Here is a 20327-nt window from a genome sequence, read left to right on the forward strand (position 1 = left end):
ATCAGGCCTCCGGCAGCGCGGCTACCACCATGATCTCCACTTTCCACTCGGGCTTGGCGAGCTGGGCTTCAAGCGCTGCACGCACAGGTGGGCGACCGGGCACGACCCAGGCGTCCCAAGCAGCGTTCATTTGGTCGAACTCCGCCATGCTGGTGACCCATATTTGCGCCGAAATCAAATGCTCTTTCGAGGTGCCCGCTTGGGCTAGCAGTTGATCGATACGCGCAAGCACCTGCTCGGTTTGGCCGCGCATATCCGCCGTGGCATCAGGAGGAACCTGGCCTGCCAGGTAAACGGTGCCGTTGTGAATCGCCACTTGGCTCATACGTGCATTGCTGTCTTGATAGGTAACGCCCATGGTGTTGCTCCTTGAAAGCGGTGCTGCTGATAAAAAGGGTCTTGATATAAGGGATTAGTCAAAGACTAAAGCGCTAGCAGGCAAATTACTTGCCCGAAGCTGAGATAGATTTGCCCGCAAGTCATGCAGGCAAGAAAATTTTATCACTAACGGTTCGGCGAGGGGCTAGCGGTCAGATGAGGGCCTAACGATCGGAAGAAGGGGAAAGCTCGAAATAACGCCGATAGGCGCGGGAAAAACTGCCTTGGTCGCGAAAGCCAACCAGCATGGCGATATGCCCCAGGCTGAGTGTGCTATGGCGAACCAAGGTGCGGGCATGCTCTAAGCGCCTGCGCTGTACATAGGCCAGCGGCGTTACGCCAGTCAGCTCGCGAAAGCAGGAGTGAAAGTGGCCTGGGCTCAAGGCACACAAAGCAGCTAACTGCTCCACGCGGATCTCATCGGCCAGGTGCTGATCCAACCAGGCATCCAAACGCGCAAGATCCAGGCGTTCGCTAATACAGTGTTGGCCCAACTGCCCAACCGCTGTGGAAGAGGTGTCATGCAGATACATGGTCAGCGCGCGTAACAGCAGAATCGCAATTTCGTTCTGTAGCGCGGGGCACTGTTCAAGCTGATTCGCCAGGGCGTGGGTAAGCTGGTTTAACGCGGGGGGGACGCTGAAAAAACGCGGTTTATCGAACAGGCGCTCAATCTCGCTGCCTTTTTCAAGCGAAGCCAATTGGGCAACGGGTATATCCAGAACTAAGGTACGGTTACTGCCATCGCCTTGGTACTCGTGGTGGCGCGACGAGGGAATCAGACACCCACGGCGGGCGGTAACCCGCTCCCCCAGACCTTCCATCGAAAGCTCTGTAACACCACAGGTAGCTAGAATAAGTTGATGAAAGTCGTGGGTATGGGCCACCTGCTCTTGGGCTAAATTGCGGCTATGCAGCTCAAAATGGGCCATGGTGGGGTACCGTCTGTACATCGAATGCTATTCCAGCACTATAAAACGGCTAAGTAACAAAAAGCGAGAGTGAAGCCAACTGTGGGCTAACGCTCTTCCCGGTAAGTGCACGGTATTTATCTAAGCGCGCTGGCTGTCATCCGCCAGTCATGGACTCAAGATAGCTTATTCGTAAGCTGCCACAAGAGTCAAAACAACATGCCACAGCGCCGACGCCCCTCTCTCAACTCTCCTCTCAGTGACCAGGAAGTCGCGGCCCTCACTCAATTAGCCAACGGCAATGCCCTACATCTACAGCGTAAAGCTGAACGCGAAGCACGACTAGCGCCAACTTTAACGCTGCTTCACTCAGCGGCGTCAACGACCGAGACACCGTTGAGCGGTATGAAGATACTGATGATTTCGGATGTCTACTTCCCCCGCGTTAATGGTGTTTCCACCTCTATCGCCAGTTTTCGCAGCGCCCTTGAGCGTTTGGGCCACTCGGTCATGCTGATCTGCCCCGATTATCCTGTGGGCCAAGTGGACGAACCGGGCGTATTGCGCATCCGCTCGCGCCAGGTACCCGGCGACCCGGAGGATCGCATGATGCGCTACCGGGACTTGATCACTCTGAAACCGCAGCTTGCCGCTGAAGCCTTCGATCTTATTCATGTCCACACGCCGTTTACCGCCCACTACGCCGGTGTAACGCTGGGTCGTCGGCTCGGGCTTCCGGTGGTAGCGACCTACCACACCTTGTTTGAGGAGTATGTTCACCACTATATCCGTTGGCTTCCACGACGCTGGCTACGACTTGCCGCGCGTCGGCTTTCAGTGCGCCAGTGCCAGCAGATCGACGCTTTGGTTGCTCCTTCACGGGCAATGCAGGAAGCCCTTACCCGCTATGGAGTGACCACGCCCTCCACGGTCATTCCCACCGGTTTGTCACTGGAGTCGTTCTGCCACTCTCAGGGAACCCAGGATGATAGCGACTTTCGTGCTCATTACGATCTACCCCAAGAAGCACGCCTGCTGCTCTATGTAGGCCGCGCCGCCTTTGAGAAGAACATCGATTTTCTGATCGATATGCTGCCCAAGGTATTAGCCGAACACCCCAACACCCGGCTGATCATTACCGGCGAAGGCCCGGCCCATGACTCGCTTGTCCGGCGCGCCCAGGAAGTTGGCGTGGCAGAATCGGTGCTGTTCCTCGGCTATCTCAACCGCAGCGGCCCGCTGCAAGCCGCCTACCGCGCCGCCGACGTTTTTGTATTTGCGTCACGCACGGAAACCCAGGGGCTGGTACTGCTGGAAGCGATGGCACTAGGCACGCCGGTGGTTTCCACCGCCATGATGGGCACGCTTGATGTACTAAAAGAAGGAGAAGGCTGCCTAATCGCCGAGGATAACCATGACGACTTCGCCACCAAGGTCAACCGCCTGCTAAGCGATGACACCCTGCGCCAACAGCTCGCCGAACGCGCCCAAACCTACGCCGCCAGCTGGCACGAAGATGCCAAAAGTGCGGAACTCGCGAGTCTTTATCATCAGATCGCGGCTGAGCGTTTGGCTAGTGAGAGAAAGTAAGCGCCGGAACCTACGTGGACACTTTGTGGACACATTCGGGCACTTAGGAGGGAAAAACTCAAATTGCAGACATAAAAAAAGGCACCTAAGTGCCTGATTTTAAATTTGGTGCCGGTGGCCAGACTCGAACTGGCACACCCGTAAAGGCGGCGGATTTTGAATCCGCTGCGTCTACCAATTCCGCCACACCGGCAATGGCTGCGCATTATACGTAAATGTCGAGGTAGGTCAATCACATTGACTGACTTTATGCAGCCAAAGCGCTATCCTATGCCGCCTGTTTGATCAACGCTAAGAGTTATACGCCATGCAGCGCGCGGATTTTCATTACGAACTACCCGACGAATTAATTGCTCGCTACCCTTCTGAACAGCGTAGCGACTGCCGTTTGCTGTGCGTGGATGGCCAGAGCGGCGCGCTGGAACACCGCCGCTTTCCCGATTTGCTTGAGCTTCTGGAGCCCGGTGACCTGTTGGTGTTTAACGACACCCGGGTGATTCCGGCGCGCCTGCACGGCCATAAGGCCAGCGGCGGCAAAGTGGAGATGTTACTGGAGCGCCCGCTGGATGCTCACCGTGGCTTGGCGCATATTCGTTCGAGTAAGTCGCCGAAGCCCGGCACCGAGCTGATTTTCGAGGGCGATATTCACGCCATCGTAGAAGGCCGCCGTGATGCCCTGTTCGAGCTGCGCTTTTTGGGCGATACGCCGATGATTGCGCTGCTCGAAAAGCACGGCCATATGCCGCTGCCACCGTATATTACCCGCGAAGACGAACTCAGCGACCGTGAGCGTTACCAAACCGTGTATGCCCGACGTGACGGTGCAGTGGCGGCGCCGACCGCCGGGCTGCATTTTGATCAGCCGCTGCTGGACGCCCTTGCCGATAAAGGCATTAACCGTGCCTTTGTGACGCTGCATGTGGGCGCGGGCACTTTTCAGCCGGTGCGCGTCGACAACATCCTTGAACACCATATGCACAGCGAGTGGATTGAGGTCACGGAAGCTACCTGCCAGCAAGTGCGCGAGACCCTGGCAGCAGGCAAGCGGGTGGTGGCAGTGGGCACCACCAGCGTGCGCTGCCTGGAAAGCGCCTGCATGAAAAGTAGCGACGGACAGATCGCGCCTTATAGTGGCGATACCGACATTTTCATCTACCCCGGTTACCAGTGGCGCTGCGTGGATGCTTTAATTACCAATTTCCACCTACCGGAATCGACGCTGCTAATGCTGGTGTCCTCCTTCGTGGGCTATGACACCATCATGCACGCCTATCAACGGGCAGTGGCCGAGCGCTATGCGTTTTTTAGCTATGGCGACGCCATGCTGTTGACCCGCTAGGTATTGCTGCTGATTGTTGACCCGCTTGCCCTGCACCCGTCGCGCCAAACGAACGAGATTAACGAGTTACTTTATATGCGAAACGAATGCTTTATGCGCTTTGAGCGCCTGGCCGACGATGGCCGTGCGCGCCGTGGCCGCCTCCACTTCCCCCGTGGCACAGTGGAGACCCCGGCGTTTATGCCAGTAGGCACCTACGGCACGGTGAAAGGCATGACGCCGGATTCCGTCAAAGAGATCGGCGCCGAAATCATCCTCGGCAACACCTTTCACCTGTGGCTGCGCCCTGGCACCGAGGTGATTGAAGCTCACGGCGACCTGCATGACTTCGCCCAGTGGGACAAACCGATTCTGACCGACTCCGGCGGTTTTCAGGTCTTCTCCCTCGGTGAGACGCGCAAGATCACCGAGCAGGGCGTGCACTTCCGCTCGCCTGTGGATGGCAGCAAAGTCTTTATGGGCCCGGAAGAGTCCATGGCGGTTCAGCGTTCGCTGGGCTCCGATGTGGTGATGATCTTTGACGAGTGCACGCCCTACCCGGCCACGTTTGACGAAGCCGAGAAATCCATGGAGCTATCGCTGCGCTGGGCCAAACGCTCGCGGGATGCCCATGGCGACTCGCCTTCCGCGCTGTTCGGCATCATTCAGGGCGGCATGCACCCTGAGCTGCGCGAACGCTCGCTCAAAGGGCTGCTGGAAATCGGCTTTGATGGTTTGGCGATTGGCGGGCTTTCCGTCGGCGAACCGAAAGAAGAGATGATCAAGGTGCTCGACTACCTGCCCACCTGGATGCCGGATGAGATGCCTCGCTACCTAATGGGCGTCGGCAAACCCGAAGACCTGGTGGAAGGCGTGCGCCGGGGTGTGGATATGTTCGATTGCGTAATGCCCACCCGCAACGCGCGTAACGGCCACCTGTTCACCTCGGAAGGCACGGTCAAAATTCGTAACGCTAAGCACCGTTTTGACACCCGCCCGCTTGATGAAGAGTGTGATTGCCATACTTGCCAGAATTTCTCACGAGGCTACTTGCACCATTTGGATCGCTGCAATGAAATGCTCGGCTCGATGCTCAACACCATCCACAACTTACGTTACTACCAGCGTGTGATGGCCGATTTGCGCGCGGCAATTGAAGCGGGTACATTGACGACCTTTGTGGAAGGCTTCTATGCGCGGCGTGGCTTGCCAGTGCCTCCGCTAAGCCAGCCCTGACGAATTAATCGCCACGCGCCTTGGCGCGTGGTTTAAACTGTTTGGCTATGTTTTAAAAACCAGGCTTTTTACAAACCAAGCTTTCAAAACCAAGCATCTAAAAACCTAAGCTTTTCTAACTCAGGAGTTCTCTGCAATGCTGGATTTCTTCATCTCACCAGCCCATGCCCAAGAAGCCGCCGCTGGCGGTGGTATTGCGCAAATCGTCATGCTGGTCGGTTTCGTGCTGATTTTTTACTTCCTGTTGTGGCGCCCGCAAGCCAAGCGCGCCAAGCAGCACAAGCAGCTGGTCACCAACCTGGACAAAGGCGATGAGATCGTTATTGGCGGCGGTTTGGTAGGTCGTATCACTAAGGTGAGCGACGAATTCCTGACCATCGAGATCTCTGAAGGCACCGAAGTTAACGTGCAGAAGAACGCCGTTGCCGCCGTACTGCCTAAAGGCACCATCAAGTCCATCTAAACCTTGTAATACCCCTGCCGAGCCAGTGCCAGCCACCCCGGCAGGGGTGACATGGTATGAATGATGGTGAACTTTGCTGTGCGCGGCGTGTCCGTGCACAGCATTCCGTTTGTAATTGAAGGCAGGGCTTGCATGCTCAACCGTTACCCCCTGTGGAAGTATCTGCTGATACTGGTCGTCCTGGTGGTTGGCCTTATCTACTCGCTTCCCAATCTATTCCCCGAAGATCCCGCCATCCAAATTAGCAGCGCCCAAGGCGACTCGCTGGATGCGCGTCAGATAGACCGTGTTGAAACCGCGCTCAGCGAACACGATATTGAGATCAAAGCCCTCGAAGAAGAGAACGGGCAGTGGCTTATTCGTTTACGCCACGATGACGATCAACTTCCTGCTCGCGACATTGCCGCTGACCTTTTAGGCGATGATGCGACGGTAGCGCTAAACCTCGCCGAAGCAACGCCAGAATGGCTACAGGCATTCTCTGCTTCCCCCATGACGCTGGGCCTTGATTTGCGCGGTGGCGTGCACTTCCTGCTCGAAGTGGATATGGACGCCGCGCTGACCCAGCGTCTGGAAGTCAACGCCAGCGCCATGCGTGAGCTGCTACGCGACGAGCGGATTCGCTATCGTAATACCGATATCGAGGAGCGCACGCTGTCGATCGATTTTGCCAGCGCCGAAGACCGCGATACGGCCCGCAGCCTGATCAGCCGTGACTTTCCTGAATTTGAATACAGCAGTGAAGGCGATGGCCGCGCTTCAACGCTGGTAATGACGCTTAGCGATCAATCGGTAAACGAAATTCAGGATTACGCGATCAACCAGAACTTGACCACCCTACGCAACCGGGTCAATGAGCTGGGCGTGGCTGAGCCTATGGTGCAGCGCCAAGGCCCCAACCAGATCGTGGTGGAGCTGCCGGGCATCCAGGACACCGTGGCGGCCAAGCGTATTGTCGGCGCAACGGCGAACCTGGAGTTCCGCCTGGAAGCGCGCAACGATACGCCGGATAACGAAACGGAAACCCTCACCTTCCGAAATGAGCCTTCGCGCTCTGCCGAGCTAATGCGCGACGTGATCATTACCGGCGATAGTGTCTCCAGTGCCAGCAACAGCTTTGATGAGAATGGTCGCCCGCAGGTCAATATTGATCTGGACGGCACCGGCGGTACGCTAATGAACCGTGCCACACGCACCAATATCGGCCGCAATATGGCGGTGCTGTTCATCGAGCATAAGAGTGAAGACACCGTGGTGGTCGACCCGGAAACGGGCGAAGAGACCATTGAGCGCGAGCCTTACGTTGAGCGCGGCCTGATCAGTTTGGCCACTATTCAGAGTGCGCTTGGCAACAGCTTCCGGATCACCGGTTTGGATTCGCCGACAGAAGCCGCTGAGCTGGCGTTGCTGCTGCGTTCGGGCTCCCTTGCGGCTCCCATCTACTTCGTCCAAGAACGCACCATTGGGCCAAGCCTGGGCGCTGAAAACATTGAGCGGGGCCTGCTCTCGGTACAGATTGGCTTGCTGCTGGTCGTGCTGTTTATGCTGGTGCGCTATAAGGTGTTTGGCGTGTTTGCCAATATCGCCCTGGCGCTGAACTTAACGCTGTTGGTCGCAGTGATGTCGATGCTGGGCGCCACGCTGACGCTGCCAGGTATTGCCGGTATCGTACTGACACTGGGCATGGCGGTAGATGCCAACGTGCTGATTTTCGAGCGAATACGTGAAGAGCTGCGTAACGGCATGTCAGTTCAGCAAGCGATCCAAGCCGGCTATGAGCGCGCCTTCACCTCCATCGTCGACGCTAACATCACCACACTGCTGGTGGCCGTTATCCTGTTCTCGATTGGCTCCGGCCCGGTGAAAGGGTTCGCCGTCACACTCTCTATCGGCATTTTGACGTCGCTGTTCACCGCTCTGATGGTGACTCGCGCCATGGTCAACTTGGCCTATGGCAGCAAACCCGTCAAAAAGCTGTGGATTTAAAGAGCATGGATTTGAAAAGCATGAATTTAAACCACGCGCTTAGCCCAGAACTGAAGAGGTGGTAATGAAACCCCTATCACACCTGCGAATCGACTTTATGGGACGGCGCAACATCGCGTTTGCCGTCTCCGCTGTGTTACTGATCGTGTCGATTGGCGCCATCCTGTTCCAGCAGCTCAACCTAGGGCTGGACTTTACTGGCGGTACTCTGATTGAGGTGCGCTACGGCGCTGCGCCCTCCCTGGACGCTATTCGTGTGCTGCTCGAAGAGAGCGGCTTTCAAGATGTCTCGGTGCAAACCTTTGGGGCATCAACCGAAGTCTTGATTCGTCTCCAGCAGGCGTTTGACGCTGATGTAGGCGGCGAGGTAGTAAACCTGCTACGCGCGAGTGGTAATAGCGTTGACCTTGTTCGCTCTGAGTTTGTTGGTTCCCAGGTAGGTGACCAACTGCGTGACCAGAGTGGCTTGGGTCTGCTGGTAGCGCTCGGCGTGGTCATGCTCTATGTGGCCTTCCGCTTTCAGTACAAGTTTGCGATTGGCGCACTGCTGGCACTGCTGCACGATGTGATTATCGTAGTGGGCGTGTTCGCTCTGTTTCAGCTCGATTTCGACCTTACCGTATTGGCAGCCATCCTGGCAGTTATCGGCTACTCGCTGAACGATACCATCGTGGTTTATGATCGCGTCCGCGAAGCCATCCGCACTTCGCGTATCGACGATATGCCGCAGATCTTCAACGAAGCGATTAACGCCACGCTCTCGCGCACCTTGGCAACTTCGGGCACCACCATTCTGGTACTGCTCGCTCTGCTGCTATTGGGCGGGGATATGATTGAGAATTTCGCCATTGCGCTGCTGGTCGGCATCGTTGTGGGTACGTTCTCGTCTATCTATATTGCTGCGGCGCTACTGCTACCACTGAAGCTGTCGCGAGAAGATTTGATTCCCACCAAGAAAGAGTTCGACGAAGAAGAGGAAGAGCTGCCTTAACGGCGCATCTCTATACTCCTCTTATTTAGCCTACAAAAAAGCCCCTGCTGGGAATTCAGCAGGGGCTTTTTTTGTCTTTAAAAACGGTCGTCTTTAAAGCTTTTATCTTTAAAAGCTTAGCATTGCTACTTAAAAGTGCGGCGTGAGCTGCTTGATCAGCGCTTTATAGAGACGCGGCCCGGCTGCCATTAGCTGCCCTTCCACTTTCACCGTGGGCTGGCCGTCCGGCGTACCCATCAAGGCGCCCGCCTCTTTCAGGAACAGCGTGCCTACCAGCATATCCTGCTCTTCCAGGCCGAGCACAAAAGCGCTATCCACTCGCCCAGTAGCCAACTCGCACAAATCCAGCAGCCCACAGCCGGTGGCCAGCAGGTTTTCTACCTGTGGGGCAAGCTGCTGTGAAACGGTTAAATAAGCAGGTAAATTACGGGGGCGAAGCCAAACTTCCGGCAGGCTCATGGCCATACGCGTGCCGCTAATGGCGGTAGGCTTGCTAACGCGCATGCGCTTGTCGTTGTGCTGGGCGCCGCGGCCGCGGCTGGCGATATATTCATCGTCGGCGAACGGACAGATAATCACCGCGTGTTCGGGACGACCTTTGATAAGACACACCACTGAGAGTGCAAAGCCCTTGCCGGCAACGGCTAAATTAGAGTAGCCGTGCATCGGTTCAATTTTCCAGACGATATCCGCGCCTTCGCCTTCACCCGCGCGGTGCGGGGTAAAGCGGCCGGTAACACCGTGCTGGGGATAACCGCGCTCCAACTGCTGAACAATCGTCGCTTCGGCCTTGCGCGCCGTCTCGTCGAGTAGGCGGTCAAGGTTAAATTCATCGTGCGCGTTTTCAATACGTTCGCGTACGCGTAGGAAGTGCTCAACAGCGCCGCGTGCAGCACGCAGCGTAAATTGGACCATCGGATTCATGATCGGGCCTTGTGACAGTGATGTTAAAGAACGTGATGCTAATCATAGAGCATAAGTAGGCGCAGGTGCCGCCTTTGGCGCGCAATTCTAGCAGACCACTCTCGGGCATACCACCGACTCATGCTAGACTGCGCGCTTTACGCAATAATAATCACCCTCTTTATTCACCGAGCCTTATCATGCTTGAGCGCATTCGCATTGTTCTTATCGGCACCAGCCATCCCGGCAATATCGGCGGCGTGGCACGCGCCATGCACAATATGGGCCTGGCAGATTTAGCCCTCGTTGCCCCCCGCTGTGAAGTGATTACCCAGGACAGCATTTCCCGTGCCTCCGGCGCTGACCACCTCCTTCATCAAGCCAGTGTGCATGCCTCACTGGAAGAGGCGGTAGCTGATTGCACTCTGGCCGTGGGCGCCAGTGCGCGCTCACGCACTCTGCCCTGGCCGATGCTCTCACCGCGGGAGTTAGCTGACCGGCTGCCCGCCGAGTGCCAGGCTGCTGAGTCCCGCGTGGCGCTGGTATTCGGGCGCGAGGACAGCGGCCTTACCAATGCTGAATTACAGCGCTGCCACGCACATGTGCATATTCCTACCAATGCCGACTTTAGCTCACTCAATTTGGCCGCAGCGGTTCAGGTGCTTGCCTATGAGTGTCGCATGGCGTGGCTAAGCCAATCAGATGGCCAAGCGGATGCACCTCCAACTGTGCCAAATGATGACGATGATCTGGCCACCCACGCCGAGCTAGAGCGCTACTTTGAGCACTTAGAGCGCACGCTGATTGGTATTGACTTCCACGACCCTGATCAGCCACGACAGCTAATGGCGAGACTGCGCCGCTTGTACCTGCGCGCTCGCCCAGAACGCATGGAAATGAATATTTTGCGTGGAATTCTGTCGGCTACCGAAAAGGCTGCGAACACCAAGCCACCCAAGCCGTAATTTAGTAGGCAGGAAACGCTAAACTTGAAGTTGATGCTGCGTGCCCCAACTTCGCTATTCTGCTAACGTAATTTCTCTATTGATATTCCAAGAACCGGCGATATTTCAAAAATCCGTTCTAATAGTTCAATAGCTAGACGCCGCCTTATATAACGCCAAGGAACACCTCATGTTTCAACGTCTACGTGAAGACATCAACAGCGTATTTGACCGCGACCCGGCCGCACGTAACTTTCTTGAGGTGCTGACCAACTATCCTGGCCTGCACGCCCTCCTGCTGCATCGCTGCGGCCACTGGCTGTGGAAAAAAAACCTCAAGTGGCTAGCGCGGACGCTATCGACGTTTTCACGCTGGCTCACCGGCATTGAAATTCACCCTGGCGCCACGATTGGTCGGCGGTTTTTTATTGATCACGGCATGGGTGTGGTGATTGGCGAAACGGCGCTGGTGGGCGATAACGTAACGCTCTATCAAGGTGTCACCCTGGGCGGCACCAGCTGGAACAAAGGCAAGCGCCATCCCACCTTGGGGGATGGCGTGATTGTCGGTGCGGGCGCCAAAATACTGGGGCCCTTTACGGTCGGCGCTGGAGCGAAAATTGGCTCTAATGCCGTGGTCACCAAAGAAGTACCGCCGGGCGCCACGGTGGTAGGTATTCCCGGTAAAATCGTTAAACGCGCCGACCCCGATGTGGAAGAAGCACTGGATGTCGACCCCGCCCGACGCGAAGCCATCTGCCAAAAATTTGGCTTTGACGCCTACGGCGTCAGCCAGGACATGCCCGACCCCGTAGCCCGTTCGATGCAGGCAATGCTCGACCATATGCACGCCGTGGATGAGCGCATTGAGCGCATGTGCTCTACCCTGCGTAAGCTAGATGACAACTACCGTGACGGCCAGTTACCGGCGCTGCGCGATGAAGATTTTGCCGATATTCTGGACGAGAACGATACCGGCTGCACCGGCGTTGGCAAGCACTCGGCCACTCCACCATCAGCCGAGCAAGAAACGCTGCCGCCGCGTAATGGTTGACCAAAGCACTCAGGTTTTCCCATAATGGCAGCACATTTGCCGTTAGTGCGCTGAGCTTTCAGCGTCGAGGGGCTTGCCATGCGCTTGACCACTAAAGGCCGTTACGCCGTTACCGCCATGCTCGATTTAGCCTTGCATGCCCACAACGGCCCGACCAGCCTAAGCGATATCTCCCAGCGTCAAGAGATATCGCTCTCCTATTTAGAGCAGCTTTTTGCTCGCCTGCGCCGTGCAGGCTTGGTCAACAGCGTGCGCGGCCCAGGCGGCGGCTATCTGCTTTCGCAGCCTGCGGACGCGATTAGCGTTTCAAAGGTGATTGACGCAGTAAATGAAAGCGTTGATGCCACCCGTTGCCAGGGGCTCTCTGACTGCCAACAGGGTGACACCTGCTTGACCCACCATTTGTGGTGCGAGCTCTCCGTGCAGATACGCCATTTTCTTGACGATATGACCCTGGCACAACTGATGCTGCGTCCTGATGTCATACGTATTGCGTCGCGACAGAAACAGCGTGCCGAGGCAGGCATTCTCGCCTCTTCACCCTGACCCCACGACACAAACCCGATTACCTTGATCGATCAACCGCTGGAACGTAACGATGACCACACCCACGCTGCCCATTTACCTGGATTACGCCGCCACCGCGCCGGCGGATGCCCGCGTGGTTGAGGTTATGCAACGCTACCTGACGGTTGACCAGCTATTTGCCAACCCGGCTTCGCGCAGCCATATGCTGGGCTGGCAGGCAGAGCAGGTGATTGAGCAGGCGCGCCGCCAGGTGGCCGATGCCATTGGCGCCGACCCGAGAGAGATCGTCTGGACCAGCGGCGCCACCGAAGCTGACAACCTAGCGCTGATTGGTTTTATGCGCGCCAACCGCGAGCGTGGCCTACACTTGGTGACCTCGACGATTGAGCATAAAGCCATCGTTGACACTGCCCATGCGCTGGAGAAAGAGGGCTTTGAGATTACCTGGCTAACGCCGGGCCAGGATGGCCGTATTGAACCCGAACAGCTGCGCGCAGCGATGCGCGATGACACCGCGCTGGTTTCATTGATGGCGGTTAACAACGAACTGGGCAGTATCAACGATATCTCGGCTCTAGCGGCCGTTGCCCATGAGTTTGGCGCGGCGTTTCATACGGATGCTGCCCAGGCGGTGGGGCGTATTCCCTTAGACGTAGTGGCTCAGCAGATCGACCTGATGTCGCTGTCCGGCCATAAAACTTACGGCCCTAAAGGCGTCGGGGCGCTTTATGTGAAGCGCCACCCGGACATCCGCGTTGAGGCGCTGATACATGGCGGCGGTCATGAGCGCGGTATGCGCTCTGGCACCCTGCCGACACACCAAATTGCTGGCATGGGTGAAGCCTTTGCACTGATGCAGCAGCAGTACGACGAAGACAACGTCCATATTATGGGCTTGCAGCAGCGCTTTCTGCGTGGCCTGGAGGGGCTTGATGGTGTGTTCTCGAACACGCCGCTGAATGACACTGAAAAGCGAGCAGTACCCAACATTCTCAATCTGGCATTCGAAGGTGTCGACGGCGAGTCACTGCTGATGGCGTTGCGCGATGTAGCGGTCTCCACCGGATCGGCGTGCAACTCGGCCAGCGTCGACCCGTCCTATGTGCTGCTCGGCATCGGCACACCACGCTCGCTGGCGCTCTCATCGCTGCGTTTTAGCTTCGGGCGCTTTACCACCGAAGCCGACATTGATCATGCGCTAACGCTCATACGCCATGCGGTGAGCGGTTTACGTACACCGCCCCGTCAAGCGGCTGACTAGCTGACTATTTTTAAGGAGGACGCCTCATGGCAACACTCAATATTACCCCGGCTGCCGCACAACAGATTCGTCACGTGCTCGACGAGCGCGGCCAAGGCCTCGGCCTGCGCGTCTCGGTCAAGCCAAGCGGTTGCTCTGGCTATAGCTACGTGCTCGATTTTGCCGACACCGTCAGTGACGAAGAAGTCCATTTTGAAGCCCACGGTGCCAGCGTCTATGTCGCTCCCGATGCGGTAGAGATGCTTAACGGTAGCGAAGTGGATTACGTCAGCGAAGGGCTGAACCGCTTTTTCCGCTTCAACAACCCTAACGTCAAAGATGAGTGTGGCTGCGGTGAGAGCTTTACCGTCTAAGCATTGCTTGGTCAGCTTCATCGCCGGTATTCATACCCCGGCTTAAGCGCTATAATCACGCCCCTGGATACACAAGCGCAGGCAGCCGGGTTACGCCCGCATGCTTTTTTGACACATTAGCGTTTAAAAACGCTAACTGCCGAAGCGCTATTAACTGAATCATTTTCTGGGCCGCCCTGGCCTTCTAGGGCGGCACTTTTTGCTTAAGCCTTTTTAAGGAGACCATTTACATGGCTACTGAACGCACTCTTTCTATTATCAAGCCTGATGCCGTTGCCAAGAATGCTATCGGTGACATCATTGCTCGCTTCGAAAAAGCGGGTCTAAAAGTCGTCGCAGCCAAAATGGTTCATCTCTCTGAAGAGAAGGCTGGCGGCTTCTACGCAGAACACAAAGAGCGTCCGTTCTTTAAAGACCTGGTTGGCTTCATGACCTCTGGGCCGGTGGTTGTACAAGTGCTTGAAGGTGAAGGCGCCATCGCTAAAAACCGTGACCTGATGGGTGCGACCAACCCGAAAGAAGCGGCACCCGGCACTATTCGCGCCGATTTTGCGGAAACAATTGACGCCAATGCTGTCCATGGTTCTGATTCTCCGGAAAGCGCTGAGCGCGAAATTAGCTACTTCTTTGGCAACGACGAAATCTGCCCGCGCTAAGCCTTTAAGGTAGCGCCGCCGAATCAACTTTCGTTGCCGGCCATTTTGCGGGGGCTAGTCCCCCGCCCCTTTCTATAACGCTGACCGCCATGACCACCACTGTAGCCCAACACACGCCCGCCCCACATACTGACGCCGCCAGCAAGCCTGCTGCAAAAGCGACGCCTGAGCGTCAAAACCTGCTTGGCATGTCCCGTGAGCAGATGGAAGCCTTCTTTTTGTCGATCGGCGAAAAGAAGTTCCGTGCCGCGCAGCTAATGAAGTGGATTCACCAGGAAGGCAGCGATGACTTTGCTGCCATGACGAACCTTTCCAAAGCACTGCGTGAAAAACTGGCCCGGCTGGCAGAAATTCGTGGCCCAGGGGTGATTTATGAGGGTACTTCCAGCGACGGCACCCGTAAGTGGGTGCTGGAAGTGGAAGACGGCAGCTATGTAGAAACGGTACTGATCCCGGCGGAGAACGGTAAGCGCCGCACGCTATGCGTTTCCTCCCAGGTCGGCTGCTCGCTGGACTGCAGCTTCTGCTCCACCGGCAAGCAGGGGTTTCAGCGCAACTTAACCGCTGCTGAAATTATCGGCCAGGTATGGGTCGCTCAGCGCAGCGTTGGCCCGCGGCGTGATACGGCGAACCGTCCGGTGACCAACGTAGTGATGATGGGCATGGGCGAACCGTTGCTCAACTTCGACAACGTTGTGCCTGCCATGAAGCTGATGCTCGACGACAACGGCTATGGCCTGTCCAAGCGCCGCGTGACGCTGTCGACCTCTGGCGTGGTGCCGATGATCGACAAGCTCGGCGATGAAATGGACGTTAGCTTGGCGATTTCGCTGCATGCGTCTACGGACGAGTTGCGCAATGAGCTGGTGCCCATCAACCGTAAGTACAATATTCGCGCGTTGCTGGATGCTTGCCACCGCTACCTTTCCAAATGCCCGGACAATCGTCAGGTCACCATTGAGTACACGCTGATCAAGGACGTCAACGATCAGCAGGAGCACGCCGAGCAGCTTGCTGCATTGCTTAAAGAGCTGCCGTGTAAGATCAACCTGATCCCGTTTAACCCGTTCCCAAACTCTGGGTACGAAAAACCGTCGCGTAATCAGGTTATGCGCTTCCAGCAGTGGTTGTATGATTTAGGCTACAACGCCACGGTTAGAACAACCCGAGGTGAAGATATTGATGCTGCCTGTGGCCAGCTCGTTGGTCGCGTGAAAGACCGCACCAAACGCAGCGCGCGCTATATCCAGTCAGTACAGCTCGACGCGGACTAGGGGGTGGAGTGTCGAAAACCGGGCTTATCTTGACTTCCGCTTGGCACGGCGCTTTGATGGTCACGGTTTTTATTTAGATTAGCACTGCTGTTTGTATGTATTGCCTTACTCGCAGTTGGACGTTCACCACAAGAGGATTTACATGATCGCTCACCGCAGGCGCCAACACCCATCGCGGGTGCCCATGCTCACCGTGCTTATCGGTAGCTTGTGGCTAGCCGGCTGTGCCTCGTCCAACAACCTTTCACCACAAGCTACCCCCGCGGCGGCAGAAGCCTATACCCAGCTTGGCGTCGCCTATTTAGAGCGCGATAATCTTCCCCGCGCTCTCAACGCACTGGATCGGGCACTTGAAATTGCCCCACACCATGCAGAAGCGCTGCAAGCACTGGCACTGGTTTATCAACGCCAGGGCGAAAGTGCACTTGCCAACGACTATTTTCAACAGGCGGTGAATGCCGAGCCTGACTTCACCCGCGCCCGCAACAACTATGCGGCGTTCTTGTTCAGTCAGGGCCAGTTAAACGCCGCCTGTGAGCAGTTAGAAACCGCATCACAGGATGCCCAGTACGCCAACCGTGCCCAGCTATTTACTAATTTAGGGCAGTGTTATCTGGCGCTGGAAGAATTTGATAAGGCGCGCGCTCGATTGGAGCGCGCGCAAAGTATTGATCCGCGTAATTCACGCGGCTATTTAATGTTAGCTGAACTCGAATATTCGCAGGGCAATTACTCTCAGGCCTGGGCACCGCTGCAAACCTATTTACAGCTCGCCGAGCCCAACCAAGCAGCGCTAAGAATGGCGGTTGATATCGCTCATTCACGCGGCGAGCATAGCGTCGCCGCCGAATACCAGCGCCTGCTTGGCAACGACTGACTGATTGACGCCCTGATCACCGCTTATTTAATGAAGGATGCTCAGCCATGAGCGATACACAGTCACAAGAAAACGTCATTGATAGTCCTAACACTAGCGCCTCTCCTGGCGAACTTCTTGCTCGCCAGCGCGAGCAGCTTGGTATTCCGCTCGCCGATGCGGCCCGGGCGCTCAACCTGCGCCCCGCCGTGGTGGGAGGGCTTGAGCAGGATGACTACCAAGAGATCCCTGTCGCCGCTTATCGACGCGGCTACCTGCGCTCTTACGCTAAATACCTGGGCATGGATGACCGGCTGGTGCTTGAAGCTTATCAAGCCCGCAGCGGCGGTAGCGACACCGAACGCCAAGTTACCCCGGTCTCCACGGCGAGGCCACCCTCCCGTATTGGCGCCTGGCTGTTCAAGTTGGTGACTTTGCTGGTAATTGTGGGTCTTATCGCGGTGACCGTGATGTGGTGGCAAAGCCGGGGTGGCAATGAGCCGCCGGGCTTTGGCTCAACCTCCCCGGAAGAGACCGCTACCGCCCCGGCAGAGCCGACCAGTGAACCCGCTGAAACAGCAGAGAGTACGGATTCAAGCTTCACCAGTGGCGATGAAAGCGCGACGCTGCCCAGTAATGCCACCAACGTCACGCCTTCACCGACGGCTGCGCAAGAACAAGCGCCCAGCGATCAAGCTGATGTTGACGCAGTGACTGGCCTCGACGAATCCGCACTGGATAGCACCACCGATACGGCCAGCACCGCCGACGATAGCAATGAGCCTAGCAGGCCTGAGCAAAGCAGTATTGAAGAGAGCGATACTGATAGCGAACAAAACGCTGCCGCCGAGCAAACCGCCAATGCCAACGTCCTCGAACTGACGTTTAACGAGCAGTCGTGGACGGAAATTTTTGATGCCACCAACCAGCGCGTCTTCGTGGGCCTACAAACGCCCGGCACCTCGACAACCGTCGAGGGTGAGCCTCCGTTTCGCTTAACCGTAGGTAATGCCACCGGCGTTGAGCTGCGCTACCAAGGCGAGGAAGTTGATCTTCCCGCCCGCGCAGGCGCCAACAATGTTGCCCGATTCACCTTGGGAGAGTGACCCGTCTTATGCACGCCCCTTCTCCGATAAAACGCCGCCATTCCCGCCAGATTCAGGTTGGAAACGTCGCGGTGGGCGGTGATGCCCCCATTGCCGTTCAAAGCATGACCAATACCAACACGTTGGATGTCGCCGCGACCGTGGCCCAGATCCAGCAGTTGGAAAAAGCCGGTGCGGATATCGTACGCGTTTCAGTACCTGATATGGACGCCGCCGAAACCTTTGGTCAGATCAAAAAACTCGTCAATGTACCGCTCGTTGCCGATATCCATTTTGATTACAAAATTGCCCTACGCGTCGCCGAACTCGGCGTCGACTGCCTGCGCATCAACCCAGGTAACATCGGCCGTGAAGACCGCGTACGCGCGGTGGTTAGCGCGGCCCGCGATCATGGCATTCCGATCCGGATTGGCGTCAACGCAGGGTCGTTGGAAAAAGATCTGCAGAAGAAATATGGCGAACCCACGCCAGCAGCGCTGGTGGAGTCTGCCATGCGCCATATTGACTACCTGGATCGCCTGGACTTCCCCGACTTCAAAGTCAGCGTCAAAGCCTCGGATGTATTTATGGCCGTGGCCGCCTATCGCGACCTTGCCGCACGCATCGAGCAGCCGCTGCACTTAGGGATTACCGAAGCGGGAGGTCTGCGCTCGGGCACGGTCAAGTCATCGATTGGTCTGGGTATGCTACTGATGGACGGAATCGGCGACACGATCCGCGTCTCGCTGGCAGCAGACCCGGTGGAAGAGATCAAGGTCGGCTTTGATATGCTCCGCAGCCTCAAGCTGCGCTCGAAAGGCATCAACTTTATTGCCTGCCCCAGCTGTTCGCGCCAGAACTTCGACGTCATTGACACCATGAACCAGCTCGAAGAGCGGCTGGAAGACGTAATGACACCGCTCAACGTCTCGGTGATCGGCTGCGTGGTCAATGGCCCCGGCGAAGCCAAAGAGACCGATATCGGCCTGACCGGCGGTAGTCCCGCTAACCTGGTGTATATCGACGGCAAGCCCGCCAGCAAGCTGCGCAACGACCACTTGGTAGATGATCTCGAGCAGTTGATTCGCGAAAAAGTGCGCGAAAAACAGCAGCAGCAAGACGATATGATTGCCCGCAGCGTTTAGCTGGGGCTGGCTGCCAGCCTGGGTGCGCCACGCCTGATGGCAGAATAAGGAGTTTTCTTTGAGCAAGTCCGCCGTTAAAAAAATTCAAGCCATTCGTGGTATGAACGACCTACTGCCCAGCGATAGCCCACGCTGGCAATTTTTTGAAGCCAAAGTACGCCAGCTAATGCTGCGTTACGGTTTTAATGAAATCCGCACGCCTATCGTTGAGCAAACCGCGCTGTTTGCACGCTCTATCGGTGAAGTTACCGATATCGTCGAAAAAGAGATGTACACCTTCGATGATCGCAACAGCGAGAGTTTGACCCTGCGTCCCGAAGGCACTGCCAGCTGCGTGCGCGCGGCCATGGAGCACGGCCTGCTGTATAACCAAACTCAGCGGTTGTGGTACCAGGGGCCGATGTTTCGCTATGAGCGCCCGCAAAAAGGCCGTTACCGCCAATTCCACCAGATCGGCGTCGAGACCTTCGGTTTTGATGGCCCGGATATCGACGCCGAGGTGATCTTGCTTTCAGCGCGCCTGTGGCAGGAACTCGGCTTGATGGAGCACGTTACCCTGGAGCTAAACTCGCTAGGTTCATCAGAGGCGCGGGCAGCCTACCGAGATACGCTGGTGGCCTACTTTGAGCAGCACCTAGACGCTCTCGATGAAGACTCCAAACGCCGCTTGACCAGCAACCCGCTGCGTATTCTCGACTCCAAAAATCCGGCCATGGCGGAGATGCTCGACGGCGCGCCGCAGTTGATGGATCACCTGGATGCCGAATCCCAGGAACACTTTGAGCAGCTCACGAAGATGCTTGAAGCAGCAGGCATTGACTATGTGATCAACCCACGCTTAGTGCGCGGGCTCGACTACTACTGCCGCACCGTGTTCGAGTGGACCACGACTGCGCTGGGCAGCCAGGGCACCGTGTGTGCAGGCGGACGCTACGACGGCCTAGTCGAACAGCTGGGCGGCAAGCCTACCCCAGCGGTAGGCTTTGCCATGGGCATTGAGCGGCTGATTCTGCTACTCGACACCCTGGAACTGATTCCTGAGAACGCCCTTGGCGGCTGCGATGTCTATTTGCTGCCCATGGATGATACCGCCACCACGGCAGCGATCACCCTGGCCGAGCAACTGCGTGGCGAGCTGCCTGAACTGCGTCTACAGCTTCATTGCGGCGGCGGCAGCTTTAAAAGCCGAATCAAAAAAGCCGACAAGAGCGCTGCTACGATAGCCATACTGATCGGTGAAGATGAAATCGCGACGCAGTCGGCAACGGTCAAGTTTCTGCGCGATGACCGCGAACAGCAAAGCGTTCCTCAAGCCGCATTAGGCCGCACGCTGGGCGAGCTTTTAACGGCTAACGCATAAGCCCTGCAGGCTGCCTGCTTGCATGCGACGGTCTA

General features: G+C 56.8%; 20 protein-coding genes and 1 tRNA gene. 17 read left to right on the forward strand and 4 right to left on the reverse strand.

Annotation, left to right across the window (positions count from 1 at the left end; all coding sequences use genetic code 11):
• Window position 1 precedes the first annotated feature (1 nt).
• Both HZS52_RS00705 and HZS52_RS00710 read right to left on the reverse strand, forming a co-directional pair.
• Complete coding sequence (locus tag HZS52_RS00705) at window positions 2-358, reverse strand: RidA family protein (protein WP_008959745.1); 357 nt, start codon at window positions 356-358, stop codon at window positions 2-4.
• A 184-nt stretch (window positions 359-542) separates the two neighbouring features.
• Window positions 543-1310 (reverse strand): helix-turn-helix transcriptional regulator, encoded by a 768-nt coding sequence (locus tag HZS52_RS00710; protein ID WP_039858645.1) that lies wholly within the window; start codon window positions 1308-1310, stop codon window positions 543-545.
• 198 nt (window positions 1311-1508) lie between these two features.
• On the opposite strand from HZS52_RS00710, the gene HZS52_RS00715 reads away from it, so the two are divergent.
• Window positions 1509-2879, forward strand: coding sequence for a glycosyltransferase (locus tag HZS52_RS00715; protein ID WP_190373997.1), 1371 nt, complete (start codon window positions 1509-1511; stop codon window positions 2877-2879).
• Window positions 2880-2985: 106 nt separating this feature from the next.
• On the opposite strand, the gene HZS52_RS00720 is transcribed toward HZS52_RS00715, so the two are convergent.
• Window positions 2986-3072 (reverse strand) — tRNA-Leu (locus HZS52_RS00720).
• A gap of 114 nt (window positions 3073-3186) precedes the next feature.
• Between HZS52_RS00720 and queA the strand changes: the two genes are divergently transcribed.
• The 5 genes from queA to secF all read left to right on the forward strand — a co-directional run bounded on the left by queA (window position 3187) and on the right by secF (window position 8873).
• Window positions 3187-4218 carry a tRNA preQ1(34) S-adenosylmethionine ribosyltransferase-isomerase QueA gene (queA, locus tag HZS52_RS00725; RefSeq protein ID WP_009286722.1) on the forward strand — a complete coding sequence of 344 codons (1032 nt, stop codon included), beginning with the start codon at window positions 3187-3189 and terminating at the stop codon, window positions 4216-4218.
• 93 nt (window positions 4219-4311) lie between these two features.
• A complete protein-coding gene (gene tgt / locus HZS52_RS00730; RefSeq protein ID WP_027957421.1) occupies window positions 4312-5433 on the forward strand; it encodes a tRNA guanosine(34) transglycosylase Tgt in 1122 nt (373 codons plus the stop codon).
• A gap of 136 nt (window positions 5434-5569) precedes the next feature.
• Entirely contained in the window at window positions 5570-5896 is a 327-nt protein-coding gene (gene yajC / locus HZS52_RS00735) for a preprotein translocase subunit YajC (protein WP_007111584.1), read from the forward strand.
• Window positions 5897-6028: 132 nt separating this feature from the next.
• On the forward strand, window positions 6029-7882 hold the full coding sequence (gene secD / locus HZS52_RS00740; protein WP_053857131.1) for a protein translocase subunit SecD: 1854 nt from the start codon (window positions 6029-6031) through the stop codon (window positions 7880-7882).
• Window positions 7883-7946: 64 nt separating this feature from the next.
• Complete coding sequence (gene secF, locus HZS52_RS00745) at window positions 7947-8873, forward strand: protein translocase subunit SecF (RefSeq protein ID WP_022520069.1); 927 nt, start codon at window positions 7947-7949, stop codon at window positions 8871-8873.
• A 129-nt stretch (window positions 8874-9002) separates the two neighbouring features.
• Here secF and HZS52_RS00750 read toward each other — a convergent pair whose 3' ends face one another.
• Entirely contained in the window at window positions 9003-9797 is a 795-nt protein-coding gene (locus HZS52_RS00750) for an inositol monophosphatase family protein (protein ID WP_159176042.1), read from the reverse strand.
• 179 nt (window positions 9798-9976) lie between these two features.
• Between HZS52_RS00750 and HZS52_RS00755 the strand changes: the two genes are divergently transcribed.
• From HZS52_RS00755 to hisS, 11 genes are all read left to right on the forward strand, one after another.
• Window positions 9977-10741 carry an RNA methyltransferase gene (locus HZS52_RS00755; protein ID WP_022520072.1) on the forward strand — a complete coding sequence of 255 codons (765 nt, stop codon included), beginning with the start codon at window positions 9977-9979 and terminating at the stop codon, window positions 10739-10741.
• A 169-nt stretch (window positions 10742-10910) separates the two neighbouring features.
• Window positions 10911-11774 carry a serine O-acetyltransferase gene (cysE, locus tag HZS52_RS00760; protein WP_138800467.1) on the forward strand — a complete coding sequence of 288 codons (864 nt, stop codon included), beginning with the start codon at window positions 10911-10913 and terminating at the stop codon, window positions 11772-11774.
• A gap of 78 nt (window positions 11775-11852) precedes the next feature.
• Entirely contained in the window at window positions 11853-12320 is a 468-nt protein-coding gene (iscR, locus tag HZS52_RS00765; protein WP_022520074.1) for a Fe-S cluster assembly transcriptional regulator IscR, read from the forward strand.
• Between the two features lie 52 nt (window positions 12321-12372).
• Window positions 12373-13563: an aminotransferase class V-fold PLP-dependent enzyme gene (locus HZS52_RS00770; RefSeq protein WP_159176040.1), complete on the forward strand. Its 1191-nt coding sequence runs from the start codon at window positions 12373-12375 to the stop codon at window positions 13561-13563.
• 26 nt (window positions 13564-13589) lie between these two features.
• Window positions 13590-13916 (forward strand): HesB/IscA family protein, encoded by a 327-nt coding sequence (locus HZS52_RS00775; RefSeq protein ID WP_022520076.1) that lies wholly within the window; start codon window positions 13590-13592, stop codon window positions 13914-13916.
• A 230-nt stretch (window positions 13917-14146) separates the two neighbouring features.
• Complete coding sequence (ndk, locus tag HZS52_RS00780) at window positions 14147-14572, forward strand: nucleoside-diphosphate kinase (RefSeq protein WP_022520077.1); 426 nt, start codon at window positions 14147-14149, stop codon at window positions 14570-14572.
• Between the two features lie 89 nt (window positions 14573-14661).
• The gene (gene rlmN / locus HZS52_RS00785) at window positions 14662-15846 is read left to right on the forward strand and encodes a dual-specificity RNA methyltransferase RlmN (RefSeq protein WP_009288408.1); all 1185 of its coding nucleotides are present in this window, start codon (window positions 14662-14664) and stop codon (window positions 15844-15846) included.
• Between the two features lie 142 nt (window positions 15847-15988).
• A complete protein-coding gene (gene pilW / locus HZS52_RS00790; protein WP_022520078.1) occupies window positions 15989-16723 on the forward strand; it encodes a type IV pilus biogenesis/stability protein PilW in 735 nt (244 codons plus the stop codon).
• A 47-nt stretch (window positions 16724-16770) separates the two neighbouring features.
• Window positions 16771-17808 carry a RodZ domain-containing protein gene (locus HZS52_RS00795; protein ID WP_022520079.1) on the forward strand — a complete coding sequence of 346 codons (1038 nt, stop codon included), beginning with the start codon at window positions 16771-16773 and terminating at the stop codon, window positions 17806-17808.
• A gap of 8 nt (window positions 17809-17816) precedes the next feature.
• Window positions 17817-18932: a flavodoxin-dependent (E)-4-hydroxy-3-methylbut-2-enyl-diphosphate synthase gene (gene ispG / locus HZS52_RS00800; protein WP_039860545.1), complete on the forward strand. Its 1116-nt coding sequence runs from the start codon at window positions 17817-17819 to the stop codon at window positions 18930-18932.
• 58 nt (window positions 18933-18990) lie between these two features.
• The gene (gene hisS, locus HZS52_RS00805) at window positions 18991-20292 is read left to right on the forward strand and encodes a histidine--tRNA ligase (protein ID WP_022520080.1); all 1302 of its coding nucleotides are present in this window, start codon (window positions 18991-18993) and stop codon (window positions 20290-20292) included.
• Window positions 20293-20327: the final 35 nt, after the last annotated feature.

It is taken from the genome of Vreelandella titanicae (assembly GCF_014697095.1).
In the GTDB taxonomy this organism is placed as follows: Bacteria; Pseudomonadota; Gammaproteobacteria; order Pseudomonadales; family Halomonadaceae; genus Vreelandella; species Vreelandella titanicae.